This window comes from Rhizobium bangladeshense (assembly GCF_017357245.1).
GTDB classification, from domain to species: Bacteria; Pseudomonadota; Alphaproteobacteria; order Rhizobiales; family Rhizobiaceae; genus Rhizobium; species Rhizobium bangladeshense.
Genome location: NZ_CP071612.1, coordinates 1,154,654 through 1,172,373, shown reverse-complemented (window position 1 = coordinate 1,172,373; position 17,720 = coordinate 1,154,654). Strand labels below are relative to the sequence as shown.

The 17,720-nt window shown below is 62.2% G+C and carries 19 protein-coding genes; 11 read left to right on the top strand and 8 right to left on the bottom strand.

The window, feature by feature from the left end:
• Positions 1 to 142 precede the first annotated feature (142 nt).
• Complete coding sequence (locus J2J98_RS05690; protein ID WP_207602586.1) at positions 143 to 337, top strand: hypothetical protein; 195 nt, start codon at positions 143 to 145, stop codon at positions 335 to 337.
• A 67-nt stretch (positions 338 to 404) separates the two neighbouring features.
• Here the strand turns inward: J2J98_RS05690 and J2J98_RS05685 are convergent, their stop codons facing one another.
• The gene (locus J2J98_RS05685; RefSeq protein WP_207602585.1) at positions 405 to 863 is read right to left on the bottom strand and encodes a DUF2231 domain-containing protein; all 459 of its coding nucleotides are present in this window, start codon (positions 861 to 863) and stop codon (positions 405 to 407) included.
• A 362-nt stretch (positions 864 to 1,225) separates the two neighbouring features.
• Between J2J98_RS05685 and J2J98_RS05680 the strand changes: the two genes are divergently transcribed.
• The 6 genes from J2J98_RS05680 to J2J98_RS05655 all read left to right on the top strand — a co-directional run bounded on the left by J2J98_RS05680 (position 1,226) and on the right by J2J98_RS05655 (position 6,309).
• The gene (locus J2J98_RS05680; RefSeq protein ID WP_207602584.1) at positions 1,226 to 2,104 is read left to right on the top strand and encodes an SDR family NAD(P)-dependent oxidoreductase; all 879 of its coding nucleotides are present in this window, start codon (positions 1,226 to 1,228) and stop codon (positions 2,102 to 2,104) included.
• A 175-nt stretch (positions 2,105 to 2,279) separates the two neighbouring features.
• Entirely contained in the window at positions 2,280 to 2,837 is a 558-nt protein-coding gene (locus tag J2J98_RS05675; protein ID WP_207602583.1) for a DUF2087 domain-containing protein, read from the top strand.
• A gap of 188 nt (positions 2,838 to 3,025) precedes the next feature.
• Complete coding sequence (locus J2J98_RS05670; protein ID WP_207602582.1) at positions 3,026 to 3,493, top strand: hypothetical protein; 468 nt, start codon at positions 3,026 to 3,028, stop codon at positions 3,491 to 3,493.
• A gap of 117 nt (positions 3,494 to 3,610) precedes the next feature.
• Complete coding sequence (locus J2J98_RS05665; protein WP_207602581.1) at positions 3,611 to 4,612, top strand: ABC transporter ATP-binding protein; 1,002 nt, start codon at positions 3,611 to 3,613, stop codon at positions 4,610 to 4,612.
• Positions 4,613 to 4,702: 90 nt separating this feature from the next.
• A complete protein-coding gene (locus J2J98_RS05660) occupies positions 4,703 to 5,503 on the top strand; it encodes an ABC transporter permease (RefSeq protein WP_138393647.1) in 801 nt (266 codons plus the stop codon).
• 2 nt (positions 5,504 to 5,505) lie between these two features.
• Positions 5,506 to 6,309 carry an ABC transporter permease gene (locus J2J98_RS05655; RefSeq protein ID WP_207602580.1) on the top strand — a complete coding sequence of 268 codons (804 nt, stop codon included), beginning with the start codon at positions 5,506 to 5,508 and terminating at the stop codon, positions 6,307 to 6,309.
• A 200-nt stretch (positions 6,310 to 6,509) separates the two neighbouring features.
• On the opposite strand, the gene J2J98_RS05650 is transcribed toward J2J98_RS05655, so the two are convergent.
• Both J2J98_RS05650 and J2J98_RS05645 read right to left on the bottom strand, forming a co-directional pair.
• A complete protein-coding gene (locus J2J98_RS05650) occupies positions 6,510 to 7,130 on the bottom strand; it encodes a glutathione S-transferase family protein (protein ID WP_207602579.1) in 621 nt (206 codons plus the stop codon).
• A gap of 285 nt (positions 7,131 to 7,415) precedes the next feature.
• Positions 7,416 to 7,772: a DUF4406 domain-containing protein gene (locus tag J2J98_RS05645; protein ID WP_207602578.1), complete on the bottom strand. Its 357-nt coding sequence runs from the start codon at positions 7,770 to 7,772 to the stop codon at positions 7,416 to 7,418.
• A gap of 140 nt (positions 7,773 to 7,912) precedes the next feature.
• On the opposite strand from J2J98_RS05645, the gene J2J98_RS05640 reads away from it, so the two are divergent.
• A complete protein-coding gene (locus tag J2J98_RS05640) occupies positions 7,913 to 8,668 on the top strand; it encodes a DeoR/GlpR family DNA-binding transcription regulator (protein WP_207602577.1) in 756 nt (251 codons plus the stop codon).
• Here J2J98_RS05640 and J2J98_RS05635 read toward each other — a convergent pair whose 3' ends face one another.
• A complete protein-coding gene (locus J2J98_RS05635) occupies positions 8,669 to 9,676 on the bottom strand; it encodes an asparaginase (RefSeq protein ID WP_207602576.1) in 1,008 nt (335 codons plus the stop codon).
• Positions 9,677 to 10,079: 403 nt separating this feature from the next.
• Here J2J98_RS05635 and J2J98_RS05630 point away from each other — a divergent pair, with 403 nt between their 5' ends.
• Positions 10,080 to 11,291, top strand: a complete 1,212-nt coding sequence (locus J2J98_RS05630; protein WP_207602575.1) for an MFS transporter — start codon at positions 10,080 to 10,082, stop codon at positions 11,289 to 11,291.
• A gap of 99 nt (positions 11,292 to 11,390) precedes the next feature.
• On the opposite strand, the gene J2J98_RS05625 is transcribed toward J2J98_RS05630, so the two are convergent.
• From J2J98_RS05625 to J2J98_RS05610, 4 genes are all read right to left on the bottom strand, one after another.
• Positions 11,391 to 12,389, bottom strand: a complete 999-nt coding sequence (locus J2J98_RS05625) for an NAD(P)H-quinone oxidoreductase (protein WP_207602574.1) — start codon at positions 12,387 to 12,389, stop codon at positions 11,391 to 11,393.
• 75 nt (positions 12,390 to 12,464) lie between these two features.
• The gene (locus J2J98_RS05620; protein WP_207602573.1) at positions 12,465 to 14,282 is read right to left on the bottom strand and encodes a GGDEF domain-containing protein; all 1,818 of its coding nucleotides are present in this window, start codon (positions 14,280 to 14,282) and stop codon (positions 12,465 to 12,467) included.
• Positions 14,283 to 14,441: 159 nt separating this feature from the next.
• Positions 14,442 to 14,684, bottom strand: coding sequence for a ribbon-helix-helix domain-containing protein (locus J2J98_RS05615; RefSeq protein ID WP_064706519.1), 243 nt, complete (start codon positions 14,682 to 14,684; stop codon positions 14,442 to 14,444).
• A 180-nt stretch (positions 14,685 to 14,864) separates the two neighbouring features.
• Positions 14,865 to 15,413: an HdeD family acid-resistance protein gene (locus J2J98_RS05610; RefSeq protein ID WP_207602572.1), complete on the bottom strand. Its 549-nt coding sequence runs from the start codon at positions 15,411 to 15,413 to the stop codon at positions 14,865 to 14,867.
• Positions 15,414 to 15,553: 140 nt separating this feature from the next.
• On the opposite strand from J2J98_RS05610, the gene betI reads away from it, so the two are divergent.
• Positions 15,554 to 16,189 carry a transcriptional regulator BetI gene (gene betI / locus J2J98_RS05605; RefSeq protein ID WP_245296560.1) on the top strand — a complete coding sequence of 212 codons (636 nt, stop codon included), beginning with the start codon at positions 15,554 to 15,556 and terminating at the stop codon, positions 16,187 to 16,189.
• Position 16,190: 1 nt separating this feature from the next.
• On the top strand, positions 16,191 to 17,654 hold the full coding sequence (betB, locus tag J2J98_RS05600; RefSeq protein WP_207602571.1) for a betaine-aldehyde dehydrogenase: 1,464 nt from the start codon (positions 16,191 to 16,193) through the stop codon (positions 17,652 to 17,654).
• Positions 17,655 to 17,720 lie beyond the last annotated feature (66 nt).

Below are 17,720 nucleotides of genomic sequence, written 5' to 3'. Positions count from 1 at the left end.
TAGTTTTTCTATAAGACAGCCATCGTAATCTCAATTGAAAATCCGCACACGGCGGCCGACATTGCCAAAATCGAGGAGCCCATTCCGTACCAGCGGCCGGGTGGTCACGATCTCGTAGCCGTTGGAGAAAGCGAGGCATGCCATGTCGTTGCTGAAGTTTTTCTTGAAGCCCGCCCGTGCAATGGGCCGCGTGGACATCGTTCCAAGCTGGAAGGACGATCCGCTGCGCCACCCCGAGGTCGAGCGCATGTCGCTGCGCGACATCGCCGATCTGCCGCTGCGAGTGGAGACCGACTTTTATGCCGAGGCCGAACCGCAGCTGGCGAAATGCGCGTGAGCACCGCTCCCACGCTTTCGCAGGATTAGAGAAACCGGGGGCGTCGGCTATGGATGCATGCTGTGCATCATCTCGTCGTGCCCGGATCCTCGCTGACGCCAACGCGGTGGCGATAGACCATTTCCCAGCCTTTCCAGCCGTTGAACAGAAGAAGGGCGGTGGCGATCAAAGACAGGACCAATCCGGTCGGCACGATGAAGTCGCCGCCTTCGGCCATTCGCCGCCAGAGGTTGACTGCCTCGATCAGGACGAGGACGACATTGCCGATCATATGAAACCAGGCGTCGCGCAGGTCGCGAATGCGGCTGTCGCCGAAGAAATCGATCAAGCCGGCAACGGCAGCCAGCGCCGCCATGACAAGGCCGGCGCCGAGCATCCAGTTGGTTGCAGCTGCCCAGGCCGGATCGCCCGACCGGGCGTAGACGATGTCGAGAACCAGCGTGCCGACGAAGGCTGCGACCGGGAACGGGATCAACATCGGGTGGATCGGATGACCGGCAATGCTAAAGGTGCTTTTCGGGTTCATCCCATCCTCCTCCACGCTTTTTGAATGCCGCTTCCTTATGCCTGGCGCTATGATGGCGCTTGCCGACTGTTCTCGTGCGATGCGATGCCTCGGTGGACCGGCGCCGAGGTATCTGATCTCCCCGAGCAAACCTGACTACGTCGCGTAACTCGTCAGATGCCGCAGAAGGTGCCTCTAAACATCAGAACCTCGCCCTTGTTCCCGGTCATACGCAAAGATCAAACCTCCAACTGCGAATACGCCGTGCCTGCTCGGCTCCTGCCAAGCTGATGGCCCTTCTCAAAAAGCGGTCGCCCGGCGCAAGCCTCTCTGCCAGTATGCGCGCATCCGCGTCGATCGACAGTCCACTCAGGAGGCCCAACATGAAAGACGTTATCGCTTTGGTCACCGGCGGAAGCCGCGGTATTGGGCGCGGCATTGCACTTGCTCTGCTTGCCGAAGGCGTCACCGTTCATGTGACCGGCAGGACACGTTTCGAGGCAGAGGCAAATCAAGCGGGATCGGCGGGTTCGCTCGAGGGGCTGGAGCTTGAAGCGGCAAAACTGCCGGGGCGTCTCTTCGTCCATCGATGCGATCACGCCAGCGATGCCGACAATGAACGCCTGACTGAAGCGATCCGGGCCGGCGGCAGGCTCGATATTCTGGTGAACAATGCCTGGCCGGGTTACGAAAACATGGTCGAAGATGGCGAATTCACCTGGCCTAAGCCATTCTGGGAGCAGCCGGCCCGGCGATGGGAGGCGATGATCGGCACTGCTCTGCGGGGTGCTTTCATGATGTCGCGCGCTGTCGCTCCGTTGATGATCTCGGCGCGACGCGGCCTGATCGTCAACATCTCCTTCTGGGCCGCCCAGCTATACGAAGGCAATGCGATCTATGGCATAGCCAAAGCCGCCGCCGACAAGATGGCCGCCGATTTCGCGCATGAGCTGCGCCCTCACAATGTCGCGGCGATCGCGCTCTATCCGGGGCTGGTCCGCACCGAAGCGGTGCTTGAGAACGCCGAGTATTTCGACATGAGCAATTCGGAATCGCCTCAGTTCATCGGCCATGTCATCGGTGGCCTGTGGCGAGACCCGGCGCTGATGTCGAAGTCCGGGCGCGTGCAGATCGCCGCGGCATTGGCGCGCGAATACGGCATCGCCGATGTCGACGGCTACAGGCCGGTTCCCCTGACTGCCGCCGACTTTGTCCGCGATGCCGGGCCATCGGCCGGTCCCACCGAACTGCAAGACAGTTGAAATATCGAGGGCGCGGTGATAATTGCTGCGCCGGGTCTGCAGTTCACCCAGGCATCGCCGTTCTCCGGAACTCGCTAAACCTGACAATGATTGAGATATGGACACCGATCCCGTGCCATGTCGGAAGGGCGATCACCGATAATCCATCCGGAACGGCACGACCAAAGGATAGGTCATGTCCAGAAAACTCATTCCGCTCGAAGTGAGCGACGCATCCGCATTTGCGAAATCGCTGCGCCTGCAGCTCTCCGCCCATGAGGGTCTTCCCTCTCACCTCCAGTTCCTCAACATGCTGGCAAAGGCTGCCGGTCACGGCAATTTCCAGAGCCTTCGTGCGAAAGCCGATCCAGCTGACAGCGAGGCCATCCGCCCGACAGCAGTGCCCGTCGCCGATCCCGAGATCGACCGGAAGCATATCGACCGTGTTCAACGCAGCTTCGACGGAGAGTTTCGCCTGATGCGCTGGCCGTCGCGGCGCACGGATCAAATTACGGCGCTTTGGCTTCTCTGGTCGCAGCTTCCCTCGGCAATGGAAATGTCCGAAAAGGAGGTCAGTGCTCTTCTTCGCGACAGGCACCTGTTTGGAGATCACGCTTTGCTGCGGCGGGAGCTCTGCGAACTCGGCCTGGTGAGCCGGACGCGCGACGGCAGTGTCTATAGACGCGTCGAACGGCCAATGCCGATAGACGCAGCGGCAATCCTGCGTCAGCGGTTCCAACGACAAGCGGGCTGATACCGATCTCTGCGGGGGCGCCGTGATCAAAAACGGCCTTCGTTCACGGCGCCTCCAGGCGATCAACAACTGATTCGGGTCACGCGGTTGAAAAGCGATTGACCGTCTGAATCGTGACTGGCAAGCGTGTTAAACTGCGGGTTCGCCGTCTCCCGGCAGCGAACGGCACGCGTGTGAAAGCAATATTAATGAATTCTATTCTTTATCTTGCGTCGATTTTAATTTCCATGTCCGCGAACGCTGCTGATTTGCCCGAGAGCTTTTCCATAAATTCGCTCGATGCGCTGGAGGCCAAATGCCCGGAATTCGGAAAGCATGTACCCGACGCGGTAGTGATTTTTACCTGCGATAATGACGAACGTTCTTTGATAGTGGCAAAGGCGCTGACGTTCGACGGCCGTTCCTACATCAAGGATCCAGAAACCCACGCCAGACGAATCATGCTGGATGTGCGCGATATTGTACATGAAGAATTTCAGATAGAGGCCGAAATACAAACTTGCCACATATGGACCGACTCCCTCGGAAGGTGCAAAAGGGTCTATAGTTTACGTGGAACCAGGGATTTCGATGAGGCGGCTTTGGCCATCAACCCCATCGAGGAGAAAATGAACAGCTTCTCCTATTTCTTCATCCTCGGCTGGCATCGCGATTGAGAAAAAGCTCAGCCGGACGACCCCAAGCGCAACTTAACCTTGCACGAATCCCACATCCCGCTAGCCTGCCTTCTCCCTGCTCCTGCCGAGTCGGCTTGAACACGCGAGGCAATGTGCATGACGGCTATGATCGAAGCCCGGGGCGTCAGCAAACGCTTCCGGCAACACAAGCGATTTCCCGGTCTCATCGGCGCCTTCAAGACGCTGGTGACCAGCGAATATACCGAGGTTCAGGCCGTTTCCGATATCGGCTTCGATATTATGGCCGGCGAGGCCGTCGGCTATCTCGGCCCGAACGGCGCCGGCAAATCGACGATGATCAAGATGATGACCGGCATCCTGGTGCCGAGCGCCGGCACGATTTCGGTGCTCGGCCGCACGCCGCATCTCTCCCGCATGGACAATGCTCGCGAGATCGGCGTCGTCTTCGGCCAGCGCAGCCAGCTGTGGTGGGACCTGCCCCTGATCGACAGCTTCACCCTGCACCAGCGCATCTATGATATTCCGCCTGCCCGTTACGCCGATAATCTGCGCCACTTCAGCGAGCTGCTCGACCTCACCCCCTTCCTCGACCGGGCGGTGCGCCAGCTCAGCCTCGGCCAGCGCATGCGCGCCGAGATCGTGATGTCGCTGCTGCACGATCCGAAGATCCTCTTTCTCGACGAACCGACGATCGGTCTCGACGTGGTCGCCAAGGATGCCGTGCGCCGCTTCCTCTCCGAGATCAACCGCGAACGCGGCGTCACCATCATCCTCACCACCCATGACCTGCAGGACATCGAGACCATCTGCCCGCGGCTGATCATGGTCGATCACGCCAGGCTGATCTTCGACGGGGAATTGCGCAGCCTTCGCGCAGCCCTTGGCTCGGCCCGGCGGCTGACGCTGGAGTTTGCGAGCGACCCCGGCCCCTTGCCGCTCAGGATGGCATCGCTCGTCAGCGACGAGGGACTGCGCAAGGAATATCTGATCGAGCGCGAAGACGTCTCGCTGGTCAAAATCCTTTCGGAGGTCGGCAGTGACCGTGACCTCAAGGATGTGGCGCTGCACGAGCCCGATATCGAAGAGGTGATCCGCACCTTCTACCAACGCCGCAACGCCATGGCACGGGCCTCATGAGCGCGTATCTCACCTTCACCCGCGCCCCCCCGGCGCCGACACCATGAGCGCTTATCTTGCCTTCACCCGCAACGCCCGGGCGCCGAAACCATGAATGCGTATCTTGCCTTCACGCGCAGCGCCTTCCACGCGCAGCTCGCCTACCGCAACGAGGTCTGGGCCAATATTTTCGGCAAGCTCGTCCAGGTCGTCGCCCGCGTCGCAATCTGGCTCGCCGTCTATGCCGGCGCCGGCGCGACGGTCGTCGACGGCGTCTCGCTGCAGCAGATGGTGACCTACGCCCTGCTCGGCGGCGCTGTCATGGGCGCCACCCGCCCTGAAAGGATCATCGGCGAGATCGGCCGCTCACTCAAGACAGGCGATATCGCCGTCTGGCTGCTGAAGCCGCTCTCCTATCCGCTCTATCTCTTCGCCAATGAATGCGGCAGCTTTTCCTACCGTCTGACGACGCAGGTCATCCCGACCGTCGCCTTCACGGCCTTGTTCTATGGCATGCTGGCGCCGGCAAGCCTGTTTCACGGCCTGATGTTTGTCGCCTTCTGGGCGCTGTCCTTCGTGCTGATTTTCCTGATGTCGGCGCTTTTCGGCCTGATCGCCTTCTGGCTGATGACGAGCTTCTCGCTGGACTGGATCCTCGGCGCCCTGCTGCATCTGTTCTCCGGTGTGCTGGTGCCGTTCTGGTTCTTTCCCGAGCCGCTGGCGACGATCGCCCGTCACCTGCCCTTCGCCTGGGTCGTGTATTATCCCAACGCCGTCTATCTCGGCAGGCTTTCTGTCGCCGACACCTGGCTGCATCTCGGCCTTGGCCTCGGCTGGGCCGGACTGTTCCTTTCGGGCGTGCTCTGGCTCTGGCGCATGGCGTCGCGCCGCATCACCGTGCAGGGGGGATGATCATGCTCCTTCATCACCTCCGCGTCATTCCCCACTTGGTGCGCATGCATGTCCGCTCACAAATGGAATATCGGGGCGCCTTCTGGCTCGACCGGCTTGCGCAGGTCCTTTCCTACGGCAGCGTCTTTGCCACCATCGGCATCCTGCTTGCCCGCTTCCAGACGCTTGGCGGCTGGACCTGGCCGGAGCTGGCGCTGCTCTTCAGCTTCCAGCTGCTCGCCTATTCGCTGGGTGCGGCAATGAGCTTCGTGCAATTGCGCGATCTCGAGGAGCTGGTGCGGCTGGGCACCTATGATACGCTGCTGGTCAAGCCGTTCAGCCCCTGGGCCTATCTCGTCTTTTCCGGCCTCAATATCGGTTATGCCGGCCATATCATCCTGGCGGTGCCGCTGCTCGGCTGGGCGGTCCTCTCCGTCGACTTCGCCTGGTCTGCCTCGTCCGTGGCGTTCCTGCTGGCCGCGATCGTCAGCGCGACGCTGCTCACCGGTGCGATGATCACCATGATCGGCGCGACGGCGCTGATGTGGGTGCGATCGAACCACCTGTTCTCGATCTTCTTCGGCTTCTGGGAGCTGACGCGCTACCCGCTCAACATCTTCCCGGGCAGCATCCAGATCACCCTGATCACCGCTGTTCCGCTGGCGCTGACAAGTTCGGTCCCGGTCGGCGCCCTGCTTGGCAAACCGATCCCGATCCTCGGCGATTGGGCCGGACCGGTGGCGCTCGTCGCCGGCCCGGTTTGGGTGCTGCTCGCCATGGCCCACTGGCGCTACGCCACCCGCAAATACCAGGGCGCCGGCGGTTGATGGGGCTGGAGATGGCGCCGCTTCGGGCGTAGCTGCTGAGGGCGACGATCTGGTCGGCGGCCCCGTCTGGGACAACAGACTTACCCATGCGGCCGAAGCGCGGGCCAAGGATCCAAGCCGCCCAGTCTTCTGATGTATTTGGCCGAGCGGAGACGCAATAGCCGATCCAGCGTGACCGACGAGCTTAACATCCCTGCATATCAGCCCCGGTCGTAGGCCAGCGCCCGCTGGACTGCTGGGCGCAGCATCATGCGGGCGTGGTGGTCGCTGACTTTTGCGAAGCGGGCGGGATCGACGCCGTCGGACGGCAGCCAGTCGGTCATGACGAAGAGATAGGGATCGGCGAGCGAATAGGTCTCTCCCATCACCCACGGGCCTTCGAACATCTTCTCTTCGATCAGGGTGAAGCAATCGGCCATATTCTGCGGTACCTTGGCCTTCATCGCCTCGAGTGCCGCCGGCTCGTCGGCCCAGCGGGAGCCGCGCCGGCGATGGGCATGGTTCACATGCACGGTCGAGCAGAGATAGCTGTTGAAGGATTGCAGCCGCGCCATTTCGAAAGCATCGCCGAATGGCGCGAGCTTGGCGGCCGGGGCGATTTCAGCGATGAAGCCGAGGATCGCTGGCGTCTCCGTCAGCACGCCGCGATCGGTGACGAGCGCCGGCACACGGCCCTTCGGATTGATCTTCAGATAATCCGGCGAACGCTGCTCGCCATCGCTGAAGCTGAGCTTTTTCGTTTCGAAGGCAAGGCCGGATTCTTCCAAGGCAATCAGGCTTGCGAGCGCGCAGGTTGCCGGCGCGTAATACAGTGTCAGCATGGTTCTCGACTCCTTTCGGCTATGGTTATAGCGCAGGCGTAGGCGCGCCGGAATTGGGAGATTCGGTTTTGCGATCCCTTCGAAGGCCATTTGAAGCGGCGTGTCCGTAGCGCCCCTCATCCGCCTGCCGGGGCCTTCTTCCCATCGTGACAGGGAGAAGGGGATATGCCGCACGCCCTCCATTCCCACTCACCTCTCGCAAGCCACGTCCCTCGCCCCGTCAGGGGGGAGAGGGTTAGGGTGAGGGGCAGATCTTGCGCCCAACTTTCCTTCACATTGCGCCGCTCACCCGCAGCCCGGCACATCCTCCAGCCGGTGCCAGACCGGAATGCCGCGTTCCCTGGCGATGCGCACGTCGTTGTCGGCGCCCTTGGAATCGCCGGGCAGGCGCAGTACGCCCTCGCAGAGCTGCAGCAGCCGGCCGGCGACCGGATGGAAGATCTGCTCATAAAGCGCATCGCCGACCGATCTGCCGCCGGCGGCATGCCAGATCGGCAGGGCCACCCATTCGCCGATCATCGGCACATGGCCGGCCTTGAACAAGGCGTAAGAGGGTTCCTCCAGCCGCTTCAGGTTGGCGGCCATCTTTTCCGGGTCGTCGCCCGTTCCGGACCGATAAGGCCCGGCAATCAAAATCAACATGATCCACTCCATCGCTCCGCTTCTGCGTGAGCACTCCCGGCCTCATGCACGGGATTTCCCGAAAATGCACGATATTTCTTGAATGTCGAGTCATTTCGTGCAAGATCATGCCATCTCGTGAATTTTCGTGCGGAGAGACAATGCTGACGACGCAGCGCAAGACCCTGATACTCGACATATTGCGCCGCGATGGCCAGGTGATCGCCAAGCGTGTCGCCGAGGATTTTTCGCTTTCAGAAGACACGATCCGGCGCGACCTCCGGGAAATGGCAGCCGAGGGACTGCTCAAACGCGTGCATGGCGGCGCGATGCCGCTTTCACCCGATCTGCCCGATTTCACCGCGCGGGCCAGCGTCTCCTCCGAGATAAAGGCGCGACTGGGAGCCAAGGCAGCGGCGATGGTCAAGCCTGGGCAGATGGTCTTCCTCGACGGCGGCACGACGACGGCGGAGATCGCCAGGCAACTGCCGCGTGACATGCCGCTTACGGTAGCGACCCACAGCCCGACGATCGCTGCCGAGCTGGAACAGCATCCGACGGCCGAAGTGATCCTTACCGGCGGCCGGCTCTATAAACATTCCATGGTGGCGACGGGCGCGGCAGCGATGGCGGCGATCTCGCAGCTGCGCCCGGATCTCTTCTTTCTTGGCGTCACCGCCGCGCATCCCGTTCACGGGCTTTCCACCGGCGATTTCGAGGAAGCGGCGATCAAGCGCCATATCGCGCGTTGCTCGGCCGAAACGCATGTGCTGCTGACAGAGGAGAAGTTCGACCTCGTCTCGCCCTGCCCCGTCCTCGGTATTGCCGAGGTCGCGGGTCTGATCGTGCCGGCCGAGATGATGTCCGAGCGGCTCAAGCCTTATCGCGATCTCAACGATACGATCGCCGCGGCATGATCATGCCGAGAAGACGGAGGCCGCTCTGATATCGCCGACATGGATGCCGTTCCAGTTGCGCATCGCGGTTGCGGCAAAGGCGGTCAGCGCAGCATGCACCGTCTCTTCCGTCTCGAAGAAGCGGGCGAGCGTCGCCGCCACCATGGCCTCGGCGGCGCGGGTGGCGCCATCCTCGCATTTAAGCGCAATGGCGATGCCCTTTTCCGGGATCGCGGCGCAGAAGACGCCTTCGGCGCCTGTCTTGACGAAGATGCGGCCGGGGGCGATCTGCATCAGTTTCGTGCAGGCGCGGCCGGTGCCGGCGACATAGAAGGGCTCTGCCATGCAGGCTTCGATCAGGCGGCGGGATGCCTTGGCGCGCAAGGGCTCCAGGCCGATGCCGGTCGCCATTTTGGCAAAGCCGTGCGCCAGGCTGCGCAGAGGCACGGCATAGGTTGGGATGGAACAGCCGTCGGTGCCGCAGCTCTCGGCGCCGAGCATGGCGCCGGTCAGGCTTTCCATCGCCGCACGGATCTCGACCTGCAGCGGGTGCTCGTAACCGACATAGCCCTTCGGATCGATATCCCGGTGGCAGCAGGCGCAGATAAAGCCGGCATGTTTTCCCGAGCAATTGTTGTGCAGCGCCGTCGGCGCCTCGAGCGTGCGGGCCTGCTGGATCAGCACCTTCTGGTTCATCGACCAGTGGGCGCCGCATTCGAGCGCTTCAGAATTGCGGCCGGCGCGCGCGAGCATCGAGGCGGCAAGCGCCACATGCTCCTCTTCCCCATTGTGCGAGGCACAGGCGAGCGCCAACTCCTTGTCGCCGAAGCCATAGGCATCGGCCGCGCCGCTCTCGACGAGCGGCAGCGCCTGCATCGCCTTGCAGGCCGAACGCGGAAAGACGGCCGCCTCGATGTCGCCCAGTGAAAAGACCAGCTTGCCATCGCCATCGACGACCGCCACCGCGCCGCGATGACGGCTTTCGACGAGCAGGCCTCGGGTGACTTCGACGGTGACGGGATTGGTCATGAGTTCTCATCCGGATGCGGGCGGGATGCGGCAGGCATACCGCGTCAGGGCGCGAAAGCCAACGGGGTTTAGGTGCCCTGTTTTGTGGCCGCGCGGGTTCCCGGCGCCGCCTGAGGAGGACGGAGGGTGGGGTGGGCTCCTGCGGCAAATACGTGACGTACGGCGGAGTAGCAAGTGGCCAATTCTCCGTCCGGGCAGTCGCGCCTCTTGCCGGTCGAGTCCCTAGCCCCGTCATTCCAGGCCTTGAGCCTGGAATCCAACCCGGAGCTCGACCTGGCATCTCCGTCGGACGGCCATTACGTCACCCTAATACTCATCACATAAATTGAGACAAGCGATCGAAAACTATTATTTCTCTGATCTGTGCGATCCGACTAAGAACTGGTGTGTCAGGAACCGCCCCATGTCATCCAGTTTTTCCCTCATCCTGCGCGACAACAGGATCCGCATTCCCGCCGTGACGCTCGTCGCGCTCGCCTTCACCTATGCTTCGACCGCGCCCTACCAGTCGATCATCGGCATCAACGAACTGGGCTTGAGCAATGGCGCCTATTCGGCGCTGGTGTTCTTCTCGGCGATCGTCAACGTCGCGACCAGTCTGACGCTCGGCATCTGGTCGGACAGGCTTAAGGAGCGGCGGCCGCTGGTGCTCTCGCTTTCGGTCGCCGGCATGCTCGGCTTCGGGTCGATCGCGCTCATTCATAGTCCGGCAATCTTCATCTTTTCGACGCTGTTGCTGGTGCCGATGAGCAATTCCACCTATTCGCTGCTTTTCGCCAGCCTGCGCGCCAGGACCAACCAGATGGAGCGCGGTCAGGGCGCGGCGGTGACGGCCACCGTGCGGGCGCTGTTTTCCGGCTCCTGGGCGCTGGCGCCGGGGCTGATCGGTCTTTATCTCGCCAATTCGTCATCGATGACGCCGGCCTATGGGATCGCGGCGATTGCCAGCTGCATCTGCTTCTGCCTGTATTTCTTCTTCGCCCCCGGCTACGGCACCGCCGGCCCTGCCCCCGATCCGGTCGGCTTCGTCGCTTCGCTGAAACGGGTCTTCATGCCGAACGTGCTGATCCGCATCGTCGTCATGGCGATGCTGTTCGGACTGCAGCGGCTGAACGCCATGCTGCTGCCGCTGATCATCACTCATGCGGCCGGCGGAAGCGTGGTCGACGTTGGCTTCATCGCCGGACTGACAGCGCTTCTCGAAATGCCGTTCATGATGATGTGGGGCATGGCGCAACGGCGTTTCCGCACCGCGCCTGTGCTCGCCTTCGGGGCGCTGATCTATTGCGCCTATTTGCTGCTGCTCGGATTTGCTTCCACGCCCTGGCACATATATGCGCTGCTCCTCCTCAATGCCTGCGGCGCGGCGGCAATCCTCAGCGTGCCGATCACCTATCTCCAGGACCTGATCGCCGACCGACCGGGGCTCGGAACCTCGCTCATCTCGCTCAACACCTTCATCGGCACCGGCATCGCCGCCGGGCTGTTCGCCCTCGGCACATCGCTCACCGATTATTCCGGCACCGCCTTCGTCGGCGCCGGCGCGGGGGTGGCGGCGATTGCAGCCCTGCTCTATCTTGAAAGCGAACGGCGCCAGGCGCGGCAGCCGGCCTGATGCGCGGTCGGCGTGTCGAGCGCACTATCTCGGCGGCGCACTGGCCTTATCTGCTGATCGCGCTGCCCGGCATTCTCGCCATCGGCATCGCGCTGACGCTCAGCCGATGCGCAGCATGACCTTACCGATATGACTGCCGTCTTCCAGCAGCCGGTGCGCCTCGACAACATCCTCGAAGGCAAAGACCCGGTGAATGACCGGGGCGACGGTGCCAGCCTCCAGCAGCGGCCAGACCTCGGAGAGCAGATCGTCGCGAATGGCGCGTTTTTCCTCGGCCGTGCGCGGGCGCATGGTCGAGCCGGTGACCGTCAGCCGCTTAACCATGATCGGCGAGAGGTTGACCTTTTCGGCAACGGCCCCGCCCAGGAAGGCGATGATCGACAGGCAGCCGTCCTTGGCAAGCGAGGCGATGTTGCGCTCGAAATAGGCGGCACCGATCATGTCGAGGATGATATCGACGCCGTGACCAGTCTCGGCCTTGATCACCGCGGCGAAATCCTCGTTCCTGTAGTTGATGGCGCGTTTGGCGCCGAGCCTTTCGCAAGCATCGCATTTTTCCTTCGAGCCGGCCGTGGCGTAGACCTCGGCGCCGAAGGCGCGGGCAAGCTGGATCGCGGTGGTGCCGATACCGCTCGTGCCGCCATGGATCAGCACGCTCTCGCCTTCGGTCAGTCCGGCCATCTGGAAGAGATTGGCCCAGACGGTGAAGAAGGTCTCGGGAAGAGCCGCGGCCTTCACCGCGTCGTATCCCTTGGGAAAGGGCAGGATCTGACCGACCGGCAGGAGGCAATATTCGGCATAGGCGCCGCCGTTGGTCAGCCCGCAGACCTTGTCGCCGACGGCATAGCCGCTGACGCCGGGCCCGACGGCGACGATTTCACCTGCCAGCTCAAGGCCGAGGATCGGGCTCGCATCCTTGGGCGGGGGATAGCTGCCCTGACGCTGGGCGATATCGGGACGGTTGACGCCGATCGCCTCGGCGCGCACGAGGACCTCGCCCTCGCCGGCCACCGGCAGCGGACGCTTGCCGATCGCCATCACATCAGGCCCGCCGAAGGCCTTGAGATCGACGAAACGCATTTCCTGAGGCAGTGACATCGTGACCCTCCTGATCCCGAAGGATCGGAATAGATCAGCCCGGCGGGCTTGGGAAGGCTGGAAGCGGCAAGGGCGTCAATTCGCCTCGCCCAGCAAATGGAAGGCGAGGCCTTCCTCGCTCTCCTTGGCGGACGACTTGATGACGGCGATTTCGGCGCTGACGCGGTTGATGTCGTCGATGACGAGACCTTCCGGCAGTTCGAGAACGCCGATCGAGCAGCGCATCAGCGGGAACAGGGCTTCAGCGCCGGTGCGGTCGTGGCCGAGGATGCGGCCGGCGGCGCGGTGCTCGTCGGAATAGAGATCGAGCACGTCATCGTGAAAGTCGCTGATCAGCCGGTCGAGGATCTCGGTCAATTCCTCCTTCGTCCAGCCAACGACGCCGATAAAGAAATCGTCGCCGCCGACATGGCCGAGGAAATGGCGCTCGGCAAAGAAATAGCGGCGCATCAGCGCGGCAAAGAGTGAGATCGCGTGGTCGCCGAGATGGAAGCCATAGGCATCGTTGAAAGGCTTGAAATTATCGAAATCGCAATAGCAGAAATGGCGAACCGCATCGCCGTCGCGGCCGGACTGGCGCATGAAATCGCGGATGGCGTGGTTGCCCGGCAGGCCCGTCAGCGGATTCTGGTCCTGGGCGGTCTTCAGCTGTTTCTCATTGATGACCTTGATGAGCGAAGCTGCGGAAACGACGCCGGCATAACGCATGTTGTCGGTCAGGATCAGGCAGTTGTTGCCCTCCATATTGGCGAAGATCGCCATCAGATGCTCGGCGTCGCTGTCGAGGCCGACGATCGGCGCCATCTCGACGAAATGCGAGATGGAACGCTCGTACATCTTGTTCTTCAGGAGGTCGCGGCCAAAGGGCTGATAGATATATTCCTTGAGGTGATGCTCATGGATAATTCCGCGCGGCTCGCTATTGGCGTTGAGGACGGGAAAGAACGCCTGGCGCGGATTACGGCGGAAAAGCTCGAAGACGCTGTCGATGCTGTCGTTTTCGTAGACCGTCGGCAGGAGCTCGATCTGCCTGCGGATGAGGATCTCGTCCAGCGACTGGCTGCCCCGCTTGCTCTTGCCGAGCTCCTGCAGATGCGGGAAAGACGGCGCCAGCTCTGATATATGCGTCGTCGGGCGGGAGATGAACCAGCCCTGGACGAGATCGACGCCATATTCGCGGCAGGCGATGAATTCCGCCTCTGTCTCGATGCCTTCGGCAATGACGCGCGTGCCGAGCACATGGGCGATGTTGACGATGCTTTTCAGGAGGTGGCGCTTGCGGGCGCTGCGATCGATCGCTGCGACGAAATGGCGGTCGATCTTCAGATAGTCGACGGCATAGTCGCAAAGCAGTTTCATCTCGCCATGACCGACGCCGAAATCGTCGATCGCCAGCTTGAAGCCGGCCCTGCGCAATTTCGAAACCAGCGCGGCAAATTCCGGCACGCTGGTATTGTCGAAACGTTCGGAGAATTCGAAACAGATGGAGGATGGCGGAATACTCGCTGTCCGCAAATGTTGCAGCAGGCTCTCGACCAGGCGCTCGCCATCTGGGATCAGCCTGACATCAAGATTGAGAAACAGCGTCGAGGTGGAGAAATTCGACAGCGTCGCGAACTTGGCGAGCCCGCGGCTGGCGACCATCTGTTCGAGCTGCAGCAGTTGGCCGGCCCGATGCGCCTCGTCGAGAATATCGGCCGGCGTGTCGTAACCGATGCGATCCTGGCCGCGCATGAGGGACTCGTAACCGAACACCGTGCCGGTGCCGGCTTCGACGATCGGCTGGAAAGCGTTCTCGACCACGAGCTTGGCAAGGGTTACGATCTGATCGCTGGCATAGCGGCGGAGCACGCCGGGCTCGACGGCGGCAGCCAAAGATATTCCAGTCTTCATTGTGGGACGATCTCCACTGCGACTTGTTCTTCTTGGTCAGGAACTTGCCGCAGAAGGATCAACGAACCCTTTCGCCAATATGAAAGTTTTGTGAAAGACGCGAATGCTCTCCACGCGTTAAGCGTTCATTCGAATTCACCAATACAATCAGGCGCTTGTTCAGGCGGAGCGACGGCGCTGCTCCTCATGATCTGCGAACATGTCGGCGACACATTTGCCGCCGGAGGCGACACTCTCGTCATCAAGGAGGTCCGCCTTGATTTCGCCGAGCTTGCGGGCGGTATCCCAGAGACGAAGCGCCTCGCGAACGACCTCGCTGCTCGAGGCGTATGCGCCCGTGTCGACGGCGGCACGGATGCCCGCTGCCTGCTGCGGAGAGATGGAAACGGTGACCATCGGCATGAACTTCCTCCCTTTTTTTCTTCAGGCAGTTACCCTGCCTTTGGGGGACGCATGACCTTTTCGGCATTCCAGGCGGTTGCGCCGGTGCTTTGGTGCATACGCACCGGAACTGTCCGCATAATCCCTAAAGTCTAATCCCCCGCTGTGTTCTTGTCAAAAAAGAAACCGCTTTCCACCGTTTCAGCTGCGGATGCCAAGGCCGAAGGCGATCATCGTCCAGCCCTGAAGGATGAGATCAACGGCGAGGAACAGGCCGAGGACCCAGAGGCTGTTGACCGGCCAGCCGAGCGCTATGACGAAACCGGCGAGCGCGGTGATGACGCCGCTTGCGACGATCCAGCCCCAGCCTTTGGCCGGCTTCATCTTCCTTCCGACCCAGGTGCGGAAGACGCCAGCGATGACGAGGGCGAGCGACAGAAACAGCGTCAGCGCCGCCGATGTCAGGATCGGATTGACGAAGGCTGAGATGCCGGCAAGCACATAGAGCAGACCGCTCAGCGCCCAGAAAAGCACATGATCCCAGCCACGCACCTGGAAGGCGTGGACGAGATAGATCACGCCGCCGAACAGCATCAGCATGCCGACATAATAGACTGAGACGACAGTGGCGAGCATCAGGTTGCCGAGCGCGATCAGCCCGCAGATGAAGAGCAGTACGCCGAGGCCGACGAACCAGATCCATTTCGACTGCAGCTGCGCTGTCGGCGTTTCGTCAAAGATATCCGCCATGAACGCACCTCCCCTTGCTTTGAGATATGTTGCAGCAATGGCCCGCGGAAAGATGCCGCCACATAGGAGATCAAGAAAGATTTTTATTGATTGATCAGTCAATCAAGAATAAGATGGCGCCATTTCAGGGAGTGGCGGTTTTGCCGAAGGTCGGAATGGAGCCGGTGCGCCGCAAGGCGCTTGTCGACGCGGCGCTGCGGGTGATCGGCGATCACGGCTCGCTTGCCGTTACGATGTCCGATATCGCCCGCCAGGCCGGCGTCTCGCCTGCCCTTGCGCATCACTATTTCGGCAGCAAGGAGCAATTGCTGATCGAGACGATCCGCTCGCTCCTCAGGCAACTGCGTCACGATGCAGTGGCGGCGCTGAAAGCCGCCAGGACGCCGCGCGAGCGGCTTTCGGCGGTGATCCGCGTCAGCTTCAACGCCGACCAGTTCGCGCCGGAAACGATTGCCGCCTGGCTTGCCTTTTATGCCGAAGCGCAGCGTTCCGAAGAGACGCGGCGCTTTCTGGTGATCTATGCCAGGCGGCTGCGTTCGAACCTGCTTGCCGATCTCAAGGCGCTGCTGCCAGCCGACGCCGCAGAACGCATCGCCGAGGGCGCTGCGGCGATGATCGACGGGCTCTATATCAGGCAGAGTCTGAAATCGGCGCCGATCGGCATCGAGGCCTCGATCGCGCTGACGGAAGATTATGTGAATGCGCTGCTAGCCGCCGCCTCCCCTTCTGCCCAGGGGAGAAGAAACGACCACATCGAACACCCCAAGGACAAATGACATGAAAGCCCAGCCGAAAGCCTCGCACTTCATCGACGGCGAATATGTCGAGGATAGCGACGGCGCCGTCATCGAGAGCCTCTATCCCGCCACCGGCGAGGTGATCGCCCGGCTGCATGCGGCAACGCCTGCGATCGTCGAGAAGGCGATTGCTGCGGCCAAGCGCGCCCAGCCGGAATGGGCGGCGATGAGCCCGATGGCGCGCGGCCGCATCCTCAAGCGGGCCGCCGAGATCATGCGCGAGCGCAACCGGGAGCTTTCCGAGCTGGAAACGCTCGACACCGGCAAGCCGATCCAGGAGACTGTTGTCGCCGACCCGACCTCGGGCGCCGATGCCTTCGAATTCTTCGGCGGCGTCGCGCCGGCCGGCCTCAACGGCGCCCACATCCCGCTCGGCCAGGATTTTGCCTATACCAAGCGCGTGCCGCTCGGCGTCTGTGTGGGCATCGGCGCCTGGAACTATCCGCAGCAGATCGCCTGCTGGAAGGGTGCGCCGGCGCTGATCGCAGGCAATGCCATGGTGTTCAAACCCTCCGAAAACACGCCGCTCGGCGCCTTGAAGATCGCCGAGATCCTGCACGAGGCGGGACTGCCGAAGGGGCTCTACAACGTGATCCAGGGCGACCGCGATACCGGGCCCCTGCTCGTCAACCATCCCGATGTCGCCAAGGTATCGCTGACCGGCTCGGTGCCGACCGGGCGCAGGGTCGCGGCGGCCGCCGCCGGCAGCCTCAAGCACGTGACGATGGAGCTCGGCGGCAAGTCGCCGCTCATCGTCTTCGACGACGCCGATCTCGATTCGGCGGTCGGCGGGGCGATGCTCGGCAATTTCTATTCGACCGGCCAGGTCTGCTCGAACGGCACGCGCGTCTTCGTGCAGAAGGCTGTTAAGGCGGAATTCCTGAAGCGGCTGAAGGCTCGCACCGAGGCGATGCTGATCGGCGACCCTATGGACGAGGCGACGCAGATCGGCCCGATGGTCTCCTGGGCGCAGCGCGAGAAGGTGATCGCCTATATCGAGAAGGGCAAGGCCGAGGGCGCGACGCTCATTGCAGGCGGCGGCATTCCGAACAACGTCTCGGGAGAAGGTTACTACGTACAGCCGACCGTCTTTGCCGACGTCACCGACAACATGACGATCGCCCGCGAGGAGATCTTCGGTCCAGTCATGTCGGTGCTCGATTTCGACGATGAGGACGAGGTGATCGCGCGCGCCAATGCCAGCGAATTCGGCCTTTCCGGCGGCGTCTTCACCGCCGACCTCACCCGCGCCCACCGCGTCGTCGACCGGCTGGAGGCCGGCACGCTCTGGATCAATACCTATAATCTCTGCCCGGTGGAAATCCCCTTCGGCGGCTCGAAACAATCTGGCTTCGGCCGGGAGAATTCGCTGGCAGCGCTCGAGCATTATTCGGAGCTGAAGACGGTTTACGTCGGCATGGGGCCGGTGGCGGCGCCTTATTGAGAACACCTGTGCCATCCCTTGCCCTCACCCTGACCCTCTCCCCCGCGCGGGGAGAGGGCACGTGCC